At 64.9% G+C, this 17,069-nt stretch carries 13 protein-coding genes; 9 read left to right on the top strand and 4 right to left on the bottom strand.

The window, feature by feature from the left end; all coding sequences use genetic code 11:
• The first annotated feature begins 9 nt into the window (after nucleotides 1-9).
• The 8 genes from ACTUWL_RS18325 to ACTUWL_RS18290 all read left to right on the top strand — a co-directional run bounded on the left by ACTUWL_RS18325 (nucleotide 10) and on the right by ACTUWL_RS18290 (nucleotide 9,238).
• Complete coding sequence (locus tag ACTUWL_RS18325) at nucleotides 10-1,560, top strand: AMP-binding protein (RefSeq protein WP_021078127.1); 1,551 nt, start codon at nucleotides 10-12, stop codon at nucleotides 1,558-1,560.
• Between the two features lie 123 nt (nucleotides 1,561-1,683).
• A complete protein-coding gene (locus ACTUWL_RS18320; protein ID WP_021078126.1) occupies nucleotides 1,684-2,382 on the top strand; it encodes a DUF2270 domain-containing protein in 699 nt (232 codons plus the stop codon).
• Nucleotides 2,383-2,461: 79 nt separating this feature from the next.
• A complete protein-coding gene (locus tag ACTUWL_RS18315) occupies nucleotides 2,462-3,349 on the top strand; it encodes a TauD/TfdA dioxygenase family protein (RefSeq protein WP_021078125.1) in 888 nt (295 codons plus the stop codon).
• A gap of 415 nt (nucleotides 3,350-3,764) precedes the next feature.
• The gene (locus ACTUWL_RS18310) at nucleotides 3,765-5,360 is read left to right on the top strand and encodes an ABC transporter substrate-binding protein (protein WP_021078124.1); all 1,596 of its coding nucleotides are present in this window, start codon (nucleotides 3,765-3,767) and stop codon (nucleotides 5,358-5,360) included.
• A 30-nt stretch (nucleotides 5,361-5,390) separates the two neighbouring features.
• Entirely contained in the window at nucleotides 5,391-6,338 is a 948-nt protein-coding gene (locus ACTUWL_RS18305; protein WP_021078123.1) for an ABC transporter permease, read from the top strand.
• Between the two features lie 4 nt (nucleotides 6,339-6,342).
• Nucleotides 6,343-7,236, top strand: a complete 894-nt coding sequence (locus tag ACTUWL_RS18300) for an ABC transporter permease (protein ID WP_021078122.1) — start codon at nucleotides 6,343-6,345, stop codon at nucleotides 7,234-7,236.
• Complete coding sequence (locus ACTUWL_RS18295; RefSeq protein WP_106939981.1) at nucleotides 7,236-8,249, top strand: ABC transporter ATP-binding protein; 1,014 nt, start codon at nucleotides 7,236-7,238, stop codon at nucleotides 8,247-8,249. Before ACTUWL_RS18300 ends, ACTUWL_RS18295 begins: the two co-directional genes overlap by 1 nt.
• Nucleotides 8,246-9,238, top strand: a complete 993-nt coding sequence (locus ACTUWL_RS18290; RefSeq protein WP_021078120.1) for an ABC transporter ATP-binding protein — start codon at nucleotides 8,246-8,248, stop codon at nucleotides 9,236-9,238. Before ACTUWL_RS18295 ends, ACTUWL_RS18290 begins: the two co-directional genes overlap by 4 nt.
• Before the next feature lie 129 nt (nucleotides 9,239-9,367).
• On the opposite strand, the gene ACTUWL_RS18285 is transcribed toward ACTUWL_RS18290, so the two are convergent.
• The 4 genes from ACTUWL_RS18285 to ACTUWL_RS18270 all read right to left on the bottom strand — a co-directional run bounded on the left by ACTUWL_RS18285 (nucleotide 9,368) and on the right by ACTUWL_RS18270 (nucleotide 15,570).
• The gene (locus ACTUWL_RS18285) at nucleotides 9,368-11,347 is read right to left on the bottom strand and encodes an acetyl/propionyl/methylcrotonyl-CoA carboxylase subunit alpha (protein WP_021078119.1); all 1,980 of its coding nucleotides are present in this window, start codon (nucleotides 11,345-11,347) and stop codon (nucleotides 9,368-9,370) included.
• Complete coding sequence (locus ACTUWL_RS18280) at nucleotides 11,344-12,960, bottom strand: acyl-CoA carboxylase subunit beta (protein WP_021078118.1); 1,617 nt, start codon at nucleotides 12,958-12,960, stop codon at nucleotides 11,344-11,346. Before ACTUWL_RS18280 ends, ACTUWL_RS18285 begins: the two co-directional genes overlap by 4 nt.
• Entirely contained in the window at nucleotides 12,960-14,558 is a 1,599-nt protein-coding gene (locus ACTUWL_RS18275; protein ID WP_021078117.1) for an AMP-binding protein, read from the bottom strand. Before ACTUWL_RS18275 ends, ACTUWL_RS18280 begins: the two co-directional genes overlap by 1 nt.
• A gap of 145 nt (nucleotides 14,559-14,703) precedes the next feature.
• The gene (locus ACTUWL_RS18270) at nucleotides 14,704-15,570 is read right to left on the bottom strand and encodes a BKACE family enzyme (RefSeq protein ID WP_021078116.1); all 867 of its coding nucleotides are present in this window, start codon (nucleotides 15,568-15,570) and stop codon (nucleotides 14,704-14,706) included.
• A gap of 213 nt (nucleotides 15,571-15,783) precedes the next feature.
• Here ACTUWL_RS18270 and ACTUWL_RS18265 point away from each other — a divergent pair, with 213 nt between their 5' ends.
• Entirely contained in the window at nucleotides 15,784-17,007 is a 1,224-nt protein-coding gene (locus ACTUWL_RS18265) for an ABC transporter substrate-binding protein (protein ID WP_021078115.1), read from the top strand.
• Nucleotides 17,008-17,069: the final 62 nt, after the last annotated feature.

Raw genomic sequence — 17,069 nt, 5'->3', positions numbered from 1 at the left:
TAAAGCTCAATGTATACCGGCAAGCATGCTTACCTGCGTCCGCTGCAACCCGCCTTCATCATGGCCGGGACCGGCGAGATCGTCACCTATCGCGAGTTGGAGGCGCGCAACAACCGCCTCGCCCATCTGTTCCGCAACCGCGGCATGAAGCGGCTCGACCATTATTCGATCTTCATGGAAAACAACAACCGCTACCTCGAGGCCTGCGGCGCCGGCGAGCGCGCGGGCCTCTATTACACCTGCGTCAATTCCTACCTCACCGCGGGCGAGCTCGCCTACATCCTGACCAACAGCCAGTCGCGAATCCTGATCACCTCGAAGCTCAAGCTCGACATCGCACGCGAGGCACTCAAGGAGTGCCCGCAGGTCGAGCTCTGCATCGTGGTCGACGGCGACAGCGAGAGCGATCGCATCGTCGGACTGCGAGAAGCCACCGCAGGACTGCCGGCAACGCCGATCGCGGACGAATATGCCGGCACCGCGATGCTCTATTCCTCAGGCACCACCGGCCGGCCCAAGGGCATCGTGCGGCCGCTGCCGGAGCAGCCGCCGTCGCAAAACCTGCCGCTGTTCGATTTCCTGACCAAGCTCTGGCACTACCGCGAGGGCATGGTCTATCTGTCACCAGCGCCGCTCTATCACTCGGCGCCGCAGGCCGCGGTCAATCTGACCATCCGGATGGGCGGCACCGTCGTCATCATGGAGAGCTTCGATCCCGAACGCTATCTCGCGCTGGTCGAGAAGTGGGGCATCACCCACAGCCAGCTGGTGCCGACCATGTTCTCGCGCCTGCTGAAGCTGCCCGAGCAGGTGCGCACCCGCTACGACCTGTCGACGCTCGAGATCGCGATCCATGCCGCTGCGCCCTGCCCGGCGCTGGTCAAGGACGACATGATCAAGTGGTGGGGGCCGATCATCCACGAATATTACGGCGCGACCGAAGGCCTCGGCTTCACCGCCTGCAACAGCGAGGAATGGCTCGCACATCGCGGCACCGTCGGCAGGGTCCTGCTCGGCGACCTGCATATCCTCGACGAGAACATGCAGCCCTGTCCGAAGGGCACGCCGGGCACGGTGTGGTTCAAGACCGCGACGCCGTTCGAGTATTTCAACGATCCGGCCAAGACCAGCGAGGCGCGCTCGGCCGACGGCAGCATGAGCACGGTCGGCGACGTCGGCTATGTCGACGACGACAACTTCCTCTACCTCACCGATCGCGCCACCTTCATGATCATCTCCGGCGGCGTGAACATCTATCCGCAGGAATGCGAGAACCTGCTGATCACCCATCCCAAGGTCGCCGACGCCGCGGTGTTCGGCGTGCCCAATGTCGATCTCGGCGAGGAGGTGAAGGCGGTGGTGCAACCGGCCGAGGGCATCGCGCCGGGGCCGGAGCTCGCCGAGGAGCTGATCGCGTTCTGCAGCCAGTCCTTGTCGCGCCAGAAGGTGCCACGCTCGGTGGATTTCGAAGCCGAGCTGCCGCGGCTGCCGACCGGAAAGCTCTACAAGCGCCTGCTGCGCGACCGCTACTGGGGCAACAAGACCTCGCGGATCGTGTGAGCCGAGCGATGCGGCTGACGACGCTGATCCGATCGGGCACGCGCCGCCGCGCGACGGACTCGCCCCTCGCGCTGATTTCGCGCTATGCTCCGGGATTGCAAGCCAGCTTCGCCGGAGGCCGCCATGCCGTCGCCCCAGCCGCGCGAGCCGGAGCCGGTGCAGGCCGGCAGGCTCGAATTCACTGCCGCCGAGATTGGCGCGCTCGCCCACCTCTATCGCGGCGAGGTCTACCGCAGCACAGTCTGGCGCACCCGCCTCGACAGCTCGACCAACTGGGCTGTTGTCACCACCGGGATCGCGCTGTCCGCGACCTACAGCAATGCGGAGGCATCGCCTCTGCCGATGGTGCTGGTCGGCCTGCTGGTGACGGTCTTCCTGCTGTTCGAGGCGCGACGCTACCGCTACTTCAATGTCTGGCGTGCCCGTGCCCGGCTGCTCGAAACCGATTTCTACGCGCCGATGATCCGCGGCGAAGACCCATCGCCGAATGCGGCCTGGACCGAGCTGCTGGCCAACGACTATCGCCGCCCCAGCTACCACATCAGCTTTGCCCGCGCGGTCGGCCGGCGGCTGCGCCGTACCTACGGCTGGATTTTCGCGATCCAGGCCATCGCCTATTACGGCAAGCTGGCGATCCATCCGCTGCCGTTGGTGGCGGTGACCGACATCTGGGACCGCGCCTCGATCGGGCCGCTTCCGGGAGCCATCGTGGTCCTTGCCGGCGTCGCCTTTCATTCGAGCTGGGCGCTGTTCGCCTTCGTCACGCAGCGCATTGAGGTCGCCGAACGACGCACACGGCACAATCTGATCGCAATGGGTTGAGATGCAGCGGGCCGCGTTGCCGGTGGCGGGGTTTTGCCCTAACCTCGCTTCAACAAGAAAAATCAGGGAGGAGCTGCCGATGGACGTGATCCCACTGCGCGAGGGGTTTGGCGCCGAGCTGCGCGGCGTGACGCTGTCAGACGTTGCCGCCAGCGATGCGGCCTACGCGGCGGTGCGCGCAGCGTTCGAGGAACATTCGGTGCTGGTGTTTCGCGACCAGGAGGTCAGCGACGACGTCCAGCTCGCCTTCTCGCGCCGCTTCGGTCCGCCCGAGACGACCAAAGTCGGCTCGATGGGCACCGGCTCGCATTTCGTGATCCTCTCGACCTTCGGGCCCGACGGAAAGGTGGTGCCGTCGGATCACCGACAGCAGCTGCGCGCCAAGGCCAACCAGCTCTGGCACACCGATTCCTCCTTCAAGCGCGTGCCGGCGCTGACCTCGATCCTGTCCGCGCGGATCATCCCAGAACATGGCGGCGAGACCGAATTCGTCTCGATGCGGCTCGCCTTCGAGCGGCTCGACAAGGACGTGGCGAGGCGGCTGGAGAACTCGTTCGCCTGGCATTCCTACGCGCATTCGCGCAGCAAGGTGGCCGCCGGGCTCGCGACGACGGAGGAGGTCGACGCGCTGCCGCCGGTGTGCTGGCGCATGGTCTGGCGCAATCCGGTCAACGGCCGCGGCGCGCTGTATCTCGCCTCCCATGCTTACGGCGTCGAGGGCATGGATGCCGATGCCGGCAAGGCGCTGATCGAGCAATTGACCGAAGCGGCGACCGCGCCCGGCGTCAGCTATCTGCATCAATGGAAACAGGGCGACGTCGTGATGTGGGACAACCGCGCCACCATGCACCGCGGCCGCCCCTGGCCGGCGCATGAGGGCCGCCTGATGATCCGCACCACCATCTCGGCGACCGACGCCGATGGTGTCGCCAACATGCAACTCCCCTCGCCGCAGGCGACGGAGTGAAGCGAGTGGTGATGCGACACCGCCATCTTGAGGAGCGCGAAGCGCGTCTCGAAGGATCGACGGCCCGGCTGGTGGCCGTGCATCCTTCGAGGCTCGCTCCGCTCGCACCTCGGGATGACGGGAACGAGCCAACCGCGACACTAGCAATCGGCGACAAACTGTCGCTGATTGCAGTCAGCTTCACGCCACACGCTTCAGCGTTAGCAATCAAATTCCAACAGAGACTCGTCACCACATAGCAGAACGGCCGGAGTTCCACATCATCAGACCCAATATTCCCGGTCCCCGGGAATTTTATGGTCAGTTGTCATCCGAATTGCCAATCCCTTCGTGACCCTCGCCGGTTGCCCGACAGCCTCACCGTGGTATCGTCGATGCCAATCGGCCATTGAGACCGAAATTCGTGGAGGGGACCATGCGGAGCGTGCAAGCGCTGGCCGTCGCGGTGTTATCTGTGCTGACCGTCGGCGACGTTTCACGCGCAACCGAGCCGAAATCCGGCGGCATCTTCAGGATCTATCACCGCGATAGTCCCGGCAGTGCCTCGATCCACGAGGGCGCGACCTATTCGGTGAACATTCCGTTCATGCCGATCTTCAACAATCTCGTGATCTTCGATCAGCATGTCGCGCAGAACAGCACCAGCACGATCCGGCCGGAGCTTGCCGAAAGCTGGGCCTGGAGCGGCGACAACAAGACGCTGACCTTCAAGCTGCGCAAGGACGTGAAGTGGCATGACGGCAAGCCGTTCACGTCGGCCGACGTGAAATGCACCTTCGACATGCTGATGGGCAAATCGCCGCAGAAGTTCCGGCAGAACCCGCGCAAATCCTGGTACGATCAGGTCGACGAGGTCACGACCAACGGCGATGATGAAGCGTCGTTCAAGCTGAAGCGGCCGCAGCCGGCGCTGCTGTCGCTGCTCGCCTCGGGCTATTCGCCGGTGTATCCCTGCCACGTCTCGCCGGCGGAGATGCGCACCAAGCCCGTCGGCACCGGGCCGTTCAAATTCGTCGAGTTCAAGGCCAACGAATCGATCAAGCTCACCAAGAACCCGGATTACTTCAAGAAGGGCCTGCCCCATCTCGACGGTATCGAATTCACCATCATCCCGAACCGCTCGACCGCGATCCTCGGCTTCGTCTCCGGCAAGTTCGACATGACGTTCCCGACCGAGGTCTCGATCCCCCTGCTCAAGGACGTCAAGTCGCAGGACCCAAAAGCGGTCTGCGTGGTGGAACCGAACAACGTCTCCACCAACATCATCATCAATTCAACCGCCCCGCCGTTCGACAATCTCGACATCCGCCGTGCTTTAGCGCTGGCGCTCGATCGCAAGGCGTTCATCCAGATCATGTTCGAGGGCCAGGGCGACATCGGCGGCACCATGGAGCCGGCGCCCGCCGGCCTGTGGGCGATGCCGAAGGAGATGCTCGAATCGATTCCAGGGTATGGGCCCGACGTCGAGAAGAACCGCGAGGAAGCCCGCAAACTGATGCAGAAGGCGGGCTATGGTCCGGACAAGCATCTGCAGATCAAGGTGTCGACCCGCAACATCGCGGTCTATCGCGACCCCGCGATCATCCTGATCGACCAGATCAAGAGCATCTATATCGACGCCGAGCTCGACGTGGTCGACACCGCGCAATGGTTCCCGAAGATCGCGCGCAAGGACTATTCGCTCGGCCTCAACCTCACCGGCAACGCCGTCGACGAGCCCGACCAGTCGTTCTACGAGAACTATGCCTGCGGCTCGGAGCGGAATTACACCAACTATTGCAACAAGGACATCGAGAAGCTGTTCGACCAGCAGTCGGAAGAGACAAACGTCGACAAGCGCAAGAAGCTGGTCTGGGAGATCGACAGGAAGCTGCAGGAAGACGTCGCGCGGCCGATCATCTTCCATGCTCGCACCGGCACCTGCTGGAAGCCCTACGTGAGGAATGTCACGATCATGTCCAACAGCTCCTATAACGGCTACCGTTACGAAGACGTCTGGCTGGACAAATAAGCCACAAGCGAGATCAGGGAGAGAGCCAGGGTGTTTGCCTATATCGTGCGGCGGCTGTTCCTGATGCTGGTGACCCTGTTCGGGATCTCGGTCATCATCTTCGTGCTGCTGCGCGTCGTTCCCGGCAACATCGTCGATATCCTGTTCGATGCTGCCGGCTTCGTCGATCCCGCCGACAAGGCCAATCTGGAGCGCGAGCTCGGGCTCAGCCAGCCGATCGTGATCCAGTATCTGCACTGGATCGGCGGCCTGCTGCACGGCGATCTCGGCTATTCCTATGTCTCGGAGAAGCCGGCGCTGGAGGAGATCCTGCCGCGGATTCCGATCACCGCGCGGCTCGCGGGCCTGGCGCTGCTGTTCTCCGCCTCGATCGGCATTCCGCTCGGGGTGATCAGCGCGGTGCACCAGGGCTCCAAGCTCGACTACGCGCTGCGCGTCGTCAGCCTCAGCGGCCTGTCGCTGCCGTCGTTCTGGCTCGGGCTGTTGATCCTGATGGCCTCGGTCTCGCTGTTCGGCACCATGCCGATCTTCAATCCGAACCCGAAGACCTGGCTCGAGGCGTTCAGCATCTATGCGGTGCCGGCGATGGCGGTCGGCTTCCGCAGCGCGGCGCTGACCATGCGCATCACCCGCTCCTCGATGCTGGAGATCCTGCGCCAGGACTATATCCGCACCGCGCGCGCCAAGGGCGCCTCCGAGGCTTCCGTCAACTATCACCACGCGCTGAAGAACGCCGTGCTGCCGGTCATCACCGTGATCGGCATCGAGGCCGCGTTCCTGATCGGCGGGCTGATCGTAACCGAGACCGTGTTCAACATCCCCGGCATCGCTCGCTTCCTGGTCGAGGCGCTGCGCTGGCGCGACTATCCGATCGTGCAGAACCTCGTGATGTTCATCGCCGTCGTCGTGGTGGTCGTGAACTTCATCGTCGACATGATCTATGCGGCGGTCGACCCGCGTATCCGGTTCGGAGACTGACCTGATGGCGTCGATCAATTTCGACAGCGAATTGCGACGCGCCGGAGCCAACGCCACCGGCGGCTGGGGGCGGCTGGCCTTCCTCGCGCAGCGGCATGTGCTCGGCACGATCGGCCTGATCATCATGCTGCTGTTCGTGCTGACCGCAATCTTCGCCAATGTCATCAGCCGCTACGACCCGCTCACCGTCGATTCCACGCACCGGCTCGCCGCGCCCTCCGCGCTGCACTGGTTCGGCACCGATTCCTTCGGTCGCGATGTCTGGAGCCGCATCATCCATGGCGCGCGAATCTCGCTTGCGGTCGGCATTGGCTCGACGACGCTCGGCGCCACGCTCGGCGTCATCGTGGGCCTCGCCTCGGGTTATCTCTCCGGCTGGGTCGATCTCGTGTTCCAGCGGGTGACCGACATCCTGCAATCGCTGCCGCTATTGGTGCTCGCGCTTGTCATGACCGCCGCGCTCGGCCCGTCACTGCCGAACGTGATCCTTGCGATCGCCATACCCTTGATCCCGACCGTGGCGCGCGTGATCCGCGCCAACACACTGGCGCTGCGCGAGCAGCCGTTCGTCGAGGCCGCCAAATCGATCGGCATGAGCGATATGCGGATTGCGCTGCGCCACGTGTTGCCCAACACCATCGCCCCCCTGATCGTGCTCGCCACCGCGCAGCTCGGCTCGACCATCCTGACCGAGGCGTCGCTGTCGTTCCTCGGCCTCGGCATTCCCGAGCCCTATCCGTCCTGGGGCCGCATGCTGTCGGAATCTGCCGCCGAATATGTCCGCACCGCGCCGTGGCTCGTGATCTTCCCCGGCATCGCGATCAGCCTCGCCGTGTTCGGCACCAACCTGTTCGGCGACGCGCTGCGCGACATCCTGGATCCGAGGCAGCGCGGCTGATGAGCGAGACGATTGCGGCAGAGATGGTTCTCGACGTGAAGAACCTGCAGACGGTGTTCTTCACCAATTCCGGCCTATTCCGCGCGGTCGACGACGTCTCGTTCTCGGTCTGCCGCGGCGAGACGCTGGCGATCGTCGGCGAGTCCGGCTGCGGCAAAAGCGTCAGCGCGCTCTCGATCATGCGCCTGGTGCCGGATCCGCCCGGCCGCATCGTCGGCGGTTCGGTGACGCTCGAGGGTACCGACCTCCTGAAGCTCGACGATGCCGCGATGCGCGGCATCAGGGGCAACCGCATCTCGATGATCTTCCAGGAGCCGATGACCTCGCTCAATCCGGTGATGCGGATCGGCGACCAGATCATCGAGGCGGTGCGGCTGCATCAGAAGGTGAGCAGCAAGGAAGCTTGGAAGCAAGCCGTCGACATGCTGCGGCTGGTGCGCATTCCGGAGCCCGAGCGCCGCGCCCGGGAATATCCGCATCAGCTCTCCGGCGGCATGCGCCAGCGCGCCATGATCGCGATGGCGCTGGCGTGTCGGCCGGCGCTGCTGATCGCGGACGAGCCGACCACCGCGCTCGACGTCACCATCCAGGCGCAGATCCTGGCGCTGATCGTCGATCTGCAGCAACGGCTCGGCACCGGGCTGATCCTGATCACCCACGATCTCGGCGTCGTGGCGCAGACCGCGCAGCGCGTGATCGTGATGTATGCCGGCAAGAAGGTCGAGGAGGCGACGGTTGAAGCTCTGTTCGAGACGCCGCAGCATCCCTACACGCGCGGCCTGATGGCCTCGATCCCCGCGGTGCCCTCGCCCGACCGGAGCGAGGACGTGCGGCTGATCGAAATCCCCGGCATGGTGCCGTCGCTGACAAGGCTGCCGCCGGGTTGCGCCTTCGCGCCGCGCTGCAAACTCGCGGTCGACCGCTGTCGCCAGGAATATCCGCCGCTCGATGAGGTCAAGAGCAATCACTGGGCCGCATGCTGGCGCGCCGGCGAGATGGCGAAGGCGTCATGACCGAGCAGCGCCCGCTCCTTGAGGTCACTGACCTGGTCAAGCACTACCCGGTGCGCGGCGGCGTGCTGCGCCGGCAGGTCGGCACCGTACACGCGGTCGACGGCGTCAGCTTCGCACTCGGCGCGGGCGAGACGCTCGGCCTGGTCGGCGAATCCGGCTGCGGCAAGTCGACGGTCGCGCGCACCGTGCTGCGGCTGGTCGAGCCGACCAGCGGCGCGATCAGGCTCGATGGCGAGGACATCGCGCCGCTCAGCAAGTCGGCGCTGCGGCCGTACCGCCGTTCGATGCAGATCGTGTTCCAGGATCCCTTCGCGTCACTCAACCCGCGCATGACGGCGGGCGACATCGTCGGCGAGCCTCTCACCGTGCACGGCCTCGCGCGCGGCGTAAAAAAGCAGGATCGGGTCGCGGAACTGTTCCAGCAGGTCGGCCTGCGGGCCGACCAGATGAAGAACTTTCCGCATCAATTCTCCGGCGGCCAGCGCCAGCGCATCTGCATCGCGCGTGCGCTGTCGCTCGGGCCGCGGCTGATCGTCTGCGACGAGCCGGTCTCCGCGCTCGACGTCTCGATCCAGGCGCAGGTGATCAATCTGTTGATCGACCTGCAGCGCCAGCAGAACTTTTCCTATTTGTTCATCGCACACGACCTCGCTGTTGTCGCCCATATCAGCCACCGCGTGGCCGTGATGTATCTCGGCCGCATCGTCGAGATCGCCGACAAGCACGAGCTGTTCGCCAACCCGCGCCATCCCTACACCCAGGCCCTGCTCGCCTCGGTGCCGATCGCCGACCCCAAGGCGAAGCGTTCCGCACCGCTGATCGACGGCGACGTGCCGAGTCCGATCAATCCGCCGCCCGGCTGCGCCTTCCACACCCGTTGCCGCTACGCCATCGATCGTTGCAGGACGGAGCGCCCAGGATTGCAGGCGACCGGCGCGAGACATCAGGTGGCCTGCTGGCTGAATGATGGAACGGGGCGCGACGAGTAACTCAGCCGTCGTCCCGGCGAAGGCCGGGACCCATACGCCGCGGCCATGGAAACCGGCAAGCGGCCGGAGATCGTGCCGCCAACCAACATTCGTGGTTATGGGTCCCGGCCTTCGCCGGGACGACACCTGTTATGCGGCAGCCTCGATCTCCACCACGATCTTGCCCGTCGTGACCTGTTCGCCCTCGGCGACATCGATCGACGACACCGTGCCCGCGATCCCTGCGGTGTGGACATGTTCCATCTTCATCGCCTCCAGCGTCATCACCGGCTGGCCGGCCGCGACCTTGTCGCCAGCCTTCACCAGCACCGCGACGACCCGGCCGTTCATGGCAGCACGCACCATGCCGTCGCCGCCGGCGACTGACGCACTCTCCGGTGGCGCAAGCGTGAGGTCGCGGGCCGACAGCATGACGCCGCGATGCAAGACAAAGAGCCGATCGCCATCGCGCAGGAATTTAGCCTGCTCCATCAGGCCATCATGGTGGAAGCGGATGCTGTCTTGATCGAGCTCGTCGATCACGAAGCTGAAGCGATCGCCGTTGCGGCTCGTGAGGTAGTTCCCGTCGCGTTCGCGGACGATCTCGATCTCCTGCACGCCATGGCCGAGATCGATCCGCAAGCCGAGCGGGAATGTCGCCGACAGCGACCGGCCGCGCTGCCATGGCGGCGCATGCGGATGGGTGACGTAGAACAGCAGCGCCGCAAGCGCGAGGTCGCTGCCGCGATCGGCCCGCGGCGCCAACAGCGCATCACGGTTGTCGCCGATGAAGGCCGTGGTCGCCTCGCCCTTGGCGAAGACCGGATGACGCAGGCAGTCGATCAGGAAACCTTGATTGGTGGTGACGCCGAACGCCGTGACCTGCTCCAGCGCGCAGATCAACTTGCCGCGCGCCTCGTCTCGGGTCGCGCCGTGGCTGATGACCTTGGCGATCATCGAATCATAGAACGGCGGGATCTCCGAGCCGGATTGCAGCGCATGCTCGACACGGATGCCGTCAGGCATCTGCCAGCGCGCCATCGTCCCGGATTGCGGCATGAAGTCGTGCGCGGCATCCTCCGAGCACAGCCGCACCTCGATGGCGTGCCCGGAGAAGGTGACGTCCTCCTGTCTCACGCCGAGCGGCTCGCCCCTGGCGACACGGAGCTGCAGTTCGACCAGATCGAGCCCGGTGATCGCCTCGGTAACGGGATGCTCGACCTGAAGCCGCGTGTTCATCTCCATGAAGTAGAAATTGCCGGCGCGGTCGAGCAGGAACTCCAGCGTGCCGGCGCCCTCGTATCCGATCGCCTTGACCGCCTGCACCGCGACCGCGCCCATCAGCGCGCGCAGCTCCGGCGTCACCGCGGGCGACGGCGCCTCCTCGATCAGCTTCTGGTGCCGCCGCTGCACCGAGCAATCCCGCTCGCCGAGATGGATCGCATTGCCATGGCGGTCGCCGAACACCTGGATCTCGATGTGGCGCGGATCGACGATCGCGCGCTCGAGGATCACATTGGGGTCGCCGAACGCGCCCTGCGCCTCGGATCGCGCGCTGCGCAGCGCATCCGGAAACGCCGCGGCGTCCGCGACCAGCCGCATGCCGCGGCCGCCGCCGCCGGCCACCGCCTTGATCATGACGGGGAAGCCGATTGCCTTCGCTTCCGCCAGCATCGCGGCATCGCTCTGGTCGGCGCCCTGATAGCCGGGCAAGCAGGGCACGCCGGCCTTTTGCATGATGTCCTTGGCGCCGGCCTTGTTGCCCATCGCAAGGATCGCTTCCGGCGACGGGCCAATGAACACCAGACCCGCATCGCGGCAAGCCTGCGCAAAGTCTTCGTTCTCGGCGAGGAAACCGTAGCCGGGATGCACCGCGGCGGCGCCGCTTGCCTTGGCGGCCGCGATGATCGCGTCGATCTTCAGATAGGATTGCGCCGGCAGCGCCTCACCGATCCGCACCGCCTGGTCGGCCTCGCGCACATGCAGCGCGTCGCGGTCGGCGTCAGAGTAGACCGCGACGACGCTGTAGCCGAGCCGCCGCGCCGTGCGCATGATGCGCAGCGCGATCTCGCCGCGGTTGGCGATCAAAACCTTGAAGAACGGCGTCCGCTTCACGATGGTACCGCTCATGGCCGCGCCACCGAGAACTGCATGCGCTGCGGGGTCCGCGCCTCAGCCTCGCGGCAGATCGAAAGCACCTCCGACAGCACCGTCCGCGTATCGCGCGGATCGATCACACCGTCGTCGAGCACGCGGGCGCTGGTCGAGAACACGTCCATTTGGCTGTCGAACACACCGGTGATCTGCGCCTTCATGGCGTCCAGCTTCTCCTTTTCGATCGGCTTGCCGCGCCGCGCGGCCGCCGCCTCCGTGACGATCGCCATGGTTTCGGCGGCCTGCTCACCGCCCATCACGGCGGTCTTTGCATTCGGCCAGGAGAAGCAGAACCGCGGATGGAAGCCGCGGCCGCACATGCCGTAATTGCCGGCGCCGAACGAGGCGCCGCAATACAGCGTGATCTGCGGCACCGTTGCCGAGGTTACCGCCTGGATCATCTTGGAGCCGTGCTTGATCATGCCGGCCTCCTCGTAGGCGCGGCCGACCATGTAGCCGGTGGTGTTGTTCATGTAGAGGATCGGTGTGCGCGACTGGCAGCAGGCCTGGATGAAATGCGTCGCCTTGTTGGCTCCGGGCACATCAAGCGGGCCGTTGTTGGTGATGATGCCGATCGCTTGGCCCTGGATGCGGGCATGACCGCAGACCGTGGCAGGTCCGTAATTGGCACCGAACTCGGTGAAATCGGAATCATCGATGAAGCGCGCGATCGCCTGGCGCATGTCGACGGGTCGTTTGTGATCCATCGGCATGATGCCGAGCAATTCCTCGGCGTCGTAGCGCGGCGGCTTGAACGCGGCAGGTTCTGGGCTCGGCCGGTCCCATGGCAGCTTGGCCATGATCTCGCGCGCGATGCGCAGCGCATCGCGGTCGTCCTCGGCTAGATAATCGCCAAGTCCCGAGACTTGGGTGTGCATCTCGGCGCCGCCGAGTTCTTCCTCGGTCGCAATCTCTCCGGTGGCGGCCTTGAGCAAAGGCGGTCCGGCAAGGAACGCGCGGGTGCGGCCACGCACCATCACGATGTAGTCGGAGAGCCCGGTCTGGTAGGCACCGCCCGCGGTCGAGGAGCCGTGAGTCACGGTGACGACGGGCAGCCCGGCCGCCGACAGTCGCGCCAGATTGCGGAAAATGTTGCCGCCGCGGACGAAATCCTCCACGCGGTAGCGCAGCAGGTTGGCGCCGGCGCTTTCGACCAGCTGCACATAGGGCAGCTTGTTCTCCAGCGCGAGCTCCTGCACCCGCAGCGTCTTGTCGAGACCGTAAGGTTGCAGCGCGCCGGCGTCGATGCCGGCATCATTGGCGCTGACCATGCAGCGGATGCCGGAGACGAAGCCGATGCCGGCGACCAGTCCGCCGCCGGGCACGCTCCTGTCGGCATCAGCCACATCGAACATGTAGCCGGCGAGCGTCGACAATTCGAGGAAGGGCGAGCCGGGATCGAGCACCAGCGCGACGCGCTCGCGCGGCAGCAGCTGGCCTCGCTTGTGGAAGCGATCCTTGGCGGCGGCGGAGGCCGTGCGCGTGCGCTCCTCCAGCCCGCGCATCCGTGCGATCAGCGCCAGCATGCCGTCGCGATTGCCCTGGAATGTGTTGCTGCTGGTGGAAATCGTGTTCTCGATGATGGCCACTAGGCGCGCTCCACAAAATGCCCGCTATACTGCTGCCGCAGTTCGACCTTGCGCAGCTTGCCGGTCGCGGTCATCGGCATCTCCTCCAGGATACGCACCAGCTTCGGCACCTGGAAGCCGCCGAGATGCTTTCGGCAATGCGCCTCGATACCGGCCTCGTCGGCGACCGCACCGGGCTTCAGCTTGACGAAGGCTGAGACCGCCTCGCCCCATTGCGGATGCGGCAGCCCGACCACGGCTGCGTTCTGCACGGCGGGGTGCGCGAGCAACGTCTCCTCGATCTTGACGGAGGCGACGTTCTCGCCGCCCGACTTGATCATGTCCTTCTTGCGATCGAGGAACAGCACCTCGCCATTGGCATCGATCAGGGCAACATCGCCGGTATGATGCCAGCCAAACTTGCGTGCCTCCTCGGTCGACTTCGGGTCCTTGTAGTAGCCCATCATCACGTTGGGGCCGCGATGCACCAGCTCGCCGATCTCGCCGCGCGGCAACAGATTGCCGTTGTCGTCCATGATCGCGGTCTCGTTGACAACAAGCGACTCGCCCCAGTAATTGCCGAACCGGTCGAGCTGCACCTCCGGCCGCGACATCGTCGTCGCCGGATACATCTCGGTCTGGCCGCTGGTCAGCACGAAATTCGGACAGAGGTCGGCGATGGCACGCTCGAGCAGCGGCTTGCCCATCGGCGCCATGGTGTAGATGCAGCAGCGCAGGACCGACAAATCGTATTCGCGCCGGCGCGGATGATCGAGGATCGCCTGGTACATCAAGGATAGGCCGACGAACACCGTGAGCCTGTCGCGGACGATCGCCTCCATGCAGACCACCGGATCGAAGCCGCGCATCAGCGCCATGCGACCGCCGACCGAGAGATAACTCAGCAGCAGCACATGGCCGGCGCAATGGAACAACGGAAACTGCCCGGTGATCCCGTCATGACGCGACAGCTGCATCTCGATGCAGTTGCTCATCACGGCCATGACCACGGCAAGGTGACAATGCATCGCGCCCTTTGGCCGCGACGTCGTGCCTGACGTGTAGATGATCATGGCGAGATCGCGGTCATTGATCTCGATCTCCGGCTCGATGTCGGACTGCCCTTCCAGCAGGCCGTTGAATTCCTGCAGTCCGGTCTTGCCCGCGTTGCCAGCCAGGTCGACCGCGATCATCTCCATGCCGCGCGCCTCCAGCGCGGCGCGCCGGTCGGCCTGGGCATGGAGGTTGTCGTCGATGATGGCAAAGCGGACTTCGGCATGGCCGAGGATGTAGTCCATGTCCGCCGGGCCGAGCATGGTGTTGATCGGCACCCAGACCAGGCCGGCGCGGTGGATGCCGAACAGCGCTTTGACGAACTCGACGGAGTTGTTGCAGATCGTCGAGATCTTCTCACCCGGCTTCAATCCACGCTGCACCAGATGGTTGGCGAAGCGATTGGCGTCGCGTTCGAGCTCGGTGAAGGTGACCTGTCTGCCGCCATCGGTCAGCGCGACGCGATCCGGAAACCGCCGCGCGGCGCGCTTCAGCAGATCGCCGATCGCGACCCGCCCGATGCGGCCTGGGCCCGTGACGCCGCCGGTTGCTGCGAGATTGTCCATGCCTTGCTCCTTGCTCGCTGTCATTCCGGGGCAGCCCGAAGGGCTGAGCCCGGAATCCATGGCGCCAAAGGACGTGCGGCCTGATGGATTCCCCGATGCGCAATTGCGCATCTGAGTTTCACGCTCCGCGCGCCCCGGAATGACGTCAGTGCCTGACCCCGAAAATCTGCCGCGCCTCCGCCGGGCTCGCGATCTCGCGGCCGGCGCGGCGGGCGCAGGCGGCGAGCCCTTCGACGAGCTGTCCGTTCGACGTCACCTTGGTGCCGTCGCCGAGATAGAACGTATCTTCCAGCCCGCTGCGCAGATGGCCGCCGAGATCGGCGGCGCGCTGGTGCAGCGGCCAGATCTCGGCGCGGCCGATCGCGGTGACCTGCCAATGCGCCTCCGGCGCCTTCAGCTTCAGGAGGATCGGCAACAGCTCCGGATCGGCCGGCATACCCGAGGCGACCCCCATGACGAAATTGTATTCGAGCGGGCCGGAATACATCCCGGTCTGCCGGTACATGCCGACGCAGCGCACGATACCGACGTCGAAGCATTCGAATTCCGGGATGGTGCCGGCCGTCTTCATCACGTCGAGATAATCCTGCACCTTCTCGACCGCGTTATCGAACATCATCGGCGGCCAGGCCCAGGTGTTGTCGGCCTTGACCTTCAGATAATTCAGCGAGCCGGCGTTGCAGGCGGCGATCTCCGGCTTGGTCTCGCGCACGCAGTCGAGCGCACCCTGATAATTCGGACCCGAGGTGCCGGTGGTGTGGTTGATGATCACGCCGGGGCAGGCCTCGCGGATCGCCTGCTGGATTTCCTTGCTGACGCCGACGTCCCAGGACGGCAGATGGCCCTTGTTCGGCTCCTGCTGACGCAGATGAATGTGCATGATGCTGGCACCGGCGTTGAACGCGGCCTTGGCCTCGCGCGCCATCTGCTCCGGCGTCACCGGGACATTGTGCTGCTTCGGGTCGGTAAGCACGCCGTTCAGCGCGCAGGTGATGACGGCCTTGTCGCTCATGGGTCTCTTGTCCGCTTTGCAGTGCACGTGCGCTGCTGATTTTCCCATGATGAGAAATTTGCCGACCGGCCATCTTGCGTTGACTGGCTGTGTCGATGCGCTCACGACACAATCCGCCATCAGCCGGTTAACACAAGACGCCACGCCCACGTGACGCGTAGCCTTGCTGCAAAGCAAAGCGGCGCAACAAGCCGGCATCACGGGGAGAACGACATGGTCTCGATCAACCGGCGCACCTGGCTGACCGGCGCGGCAGGTGCGGGACTTGCCGCAGTCGGAGGTCTCAAACCTTCGTTCGCCGAAGACATGCCCGGCGTCACCGCGACCGAGATCAGGATCGGCAGCACCACTTCACTCAGCGGCCCGGTGTCGGCGCTCGGCGTGCAGGCGCGCTGCCAGGAAGCTTATTTCAAGATGCTGAACGAACAGGGCGGCATCGCCGGCCGGCAGATCAAGTACATCTATTACGATGACGCGTTCAATCCGGCGAAGACGGTCGAGCAGGTGCGCCGCCTGATCGAGAGCGACAATGTCGCCTTCCTGTTCAACATGCTCGGCACCGCGCCGAATTCGTCGGTCGTCAAATACATCAACGCCGCCAGGGTGCCGCATCTGTTCCTGTCGGTAAACGGCGACAAATGGGGCGACTACAAGACCTATCCCTGGACCATGGGCTTTGCGCCAAGCGCGCGGACCGAGGCACAGGTGTTCGTCAAATATGCGCTGAGCCAGCACAAGGACGCGAAATTCGCGGTCCTCTACCAGAACGACGATCTCGGCAAGGATTTCGTTGCCGGCGCAAGGGACGTGCTCGGCGAGCGGTTCGCGACGTCGGCCGTCGTGGCCTCGCACGAGGTCACCGATCCGACCATCGATTCCCAGATCGTCGCGCTGCGCGGCGCCAATCCCGACGTGCTGATCTCGGGCACCACGGCAAAGTTCTGCGCGCAGTCGATCCGCAAGATCTATGAGCTCGGCTGGAAGCCGATGCATTTCATCGCCAGCGGCGCGGCATCGATCTCCTCGACCATTGCGCCCGTCGGCCTCGACAAGTCGCAGGGCACGATCTCGTCGGCTTATGTGAAGGACGTCGCCGATCCGGCCTGGGCCAATGATCCCGGCGTGAAGGATTTCCTCGCCTTCATGGCGAAGTACTTTCCCGACGGCAACCCGAAGGAGGGCTACAGTCTCTACGCCTACACGGTGGCGCAGGTGCTCAAGATCGTGCTCGAGCAGTGCAAGGGCAACTTCAGCCGCGACAACATCATGGCGCAGGCGAACAATCTTAGAGATGTCGAAGTGCCGACGCTGTTGCCCGGCATCAAGGTCAACACCAGCCCGACCAATCATCACCCGCTGCAGCAGCTGCAGCTGCAACGGATCGAAGGGCCCGGCTGGCTGCGGTTCGGCGAGGTGATCCAGGGCGCGAATTTGTAAGGGTAGAAAATCCCAGGTGTCGTCCCGGCGAAAGCCGGGACCCATACCGCGTGATCTATCGA

Source organism: Bradyrhizobium sp. WCU1 (assembly GCF_053474805.1).
The sequence above is the reverse complement of the archived record's forward strand: the minus strand, read 5'-3'. Positions and strand labels throughout refer to the sequence as shown.

Coding starts and splice junctions, on each gene's coding strand:
- ACTUWL_RS18290 (WP_021078120.1), top strand. CDS start 8,246: ATGACCGAGCAGCGCCCGCTCCTTGAGGTCACTGACCTGGTCAAGCAC.
- ACTUWL_RS18325 (WP_021078127.1), top strand. CDS start 10: ATGTATACCGGCAAGCATGCTTACCTGCGTCCGCTGCAACCCGCCTTC.
- ACTUWL_RS18265 (WP_021078115.1), top strand. CDS start 15,784: ATGGTCTCGATCAACCGGCGCACCTGGCTGACCGGCGCGGCAGGTGCG.
- ACTUWL_RS18300 (WP_021078122.1), top strand. CDS start 6,343: ATGGCGTCGATCAATTTCGACAGCGAATTGCGACGCGCCGGAGCCAAC.
- ACTUWL_RS18310 (WP_021078124.1), top strand. CDS start 3,765: ATGCGGAGCGTGCAAGCGCTGGCCGTCGCGGTGTTATCTGTGCTGACC.
- ACTUWL_RS18270 (WP_021078116.1), bottom strand. CDS start 15,570: ATGAGCGACAAGGCCGTCATCACCTGCGCGCTGAACGGCGTGCTTACC.
- ACTUWL_RS18295 (WP_106939981.1), top strand. CDS start 7,236: ATGAGCGAGACGATTGCGGCAGAGATGGTTCTCGACGTGAAGAACCTG.
- ACTUWL_RS18275 (WP_021078117.1), bottom strand. CDS start 14,558: ATGGACAATCTCGCAGCAACCGGCGGCGTCACGGGCCCAGGCCGCATC.
- ACTUWL_RS18285 (WP_021078119.1), bottom strand. CDS start 11,347: ATGAGCGGTACCATCGTGAAGCGGACGCCGTTCTTCAAGGTTTTGATC.
- ACTUWL_RS18320 (WP_021078126.1), top strand. CDS start 1,684: ATGCCGTCGCCCCAGCCGCGCGAGCCGGAGCCGGTGCAGGCCGGCAGG.
- ACTUWL_RS18315 (WP_021078125.1), top strand. CDS start 2,462: ATGGACGTGATCCCACTGCGCGAGGGGTTTGGCGCCGAGCTGCGCGGC.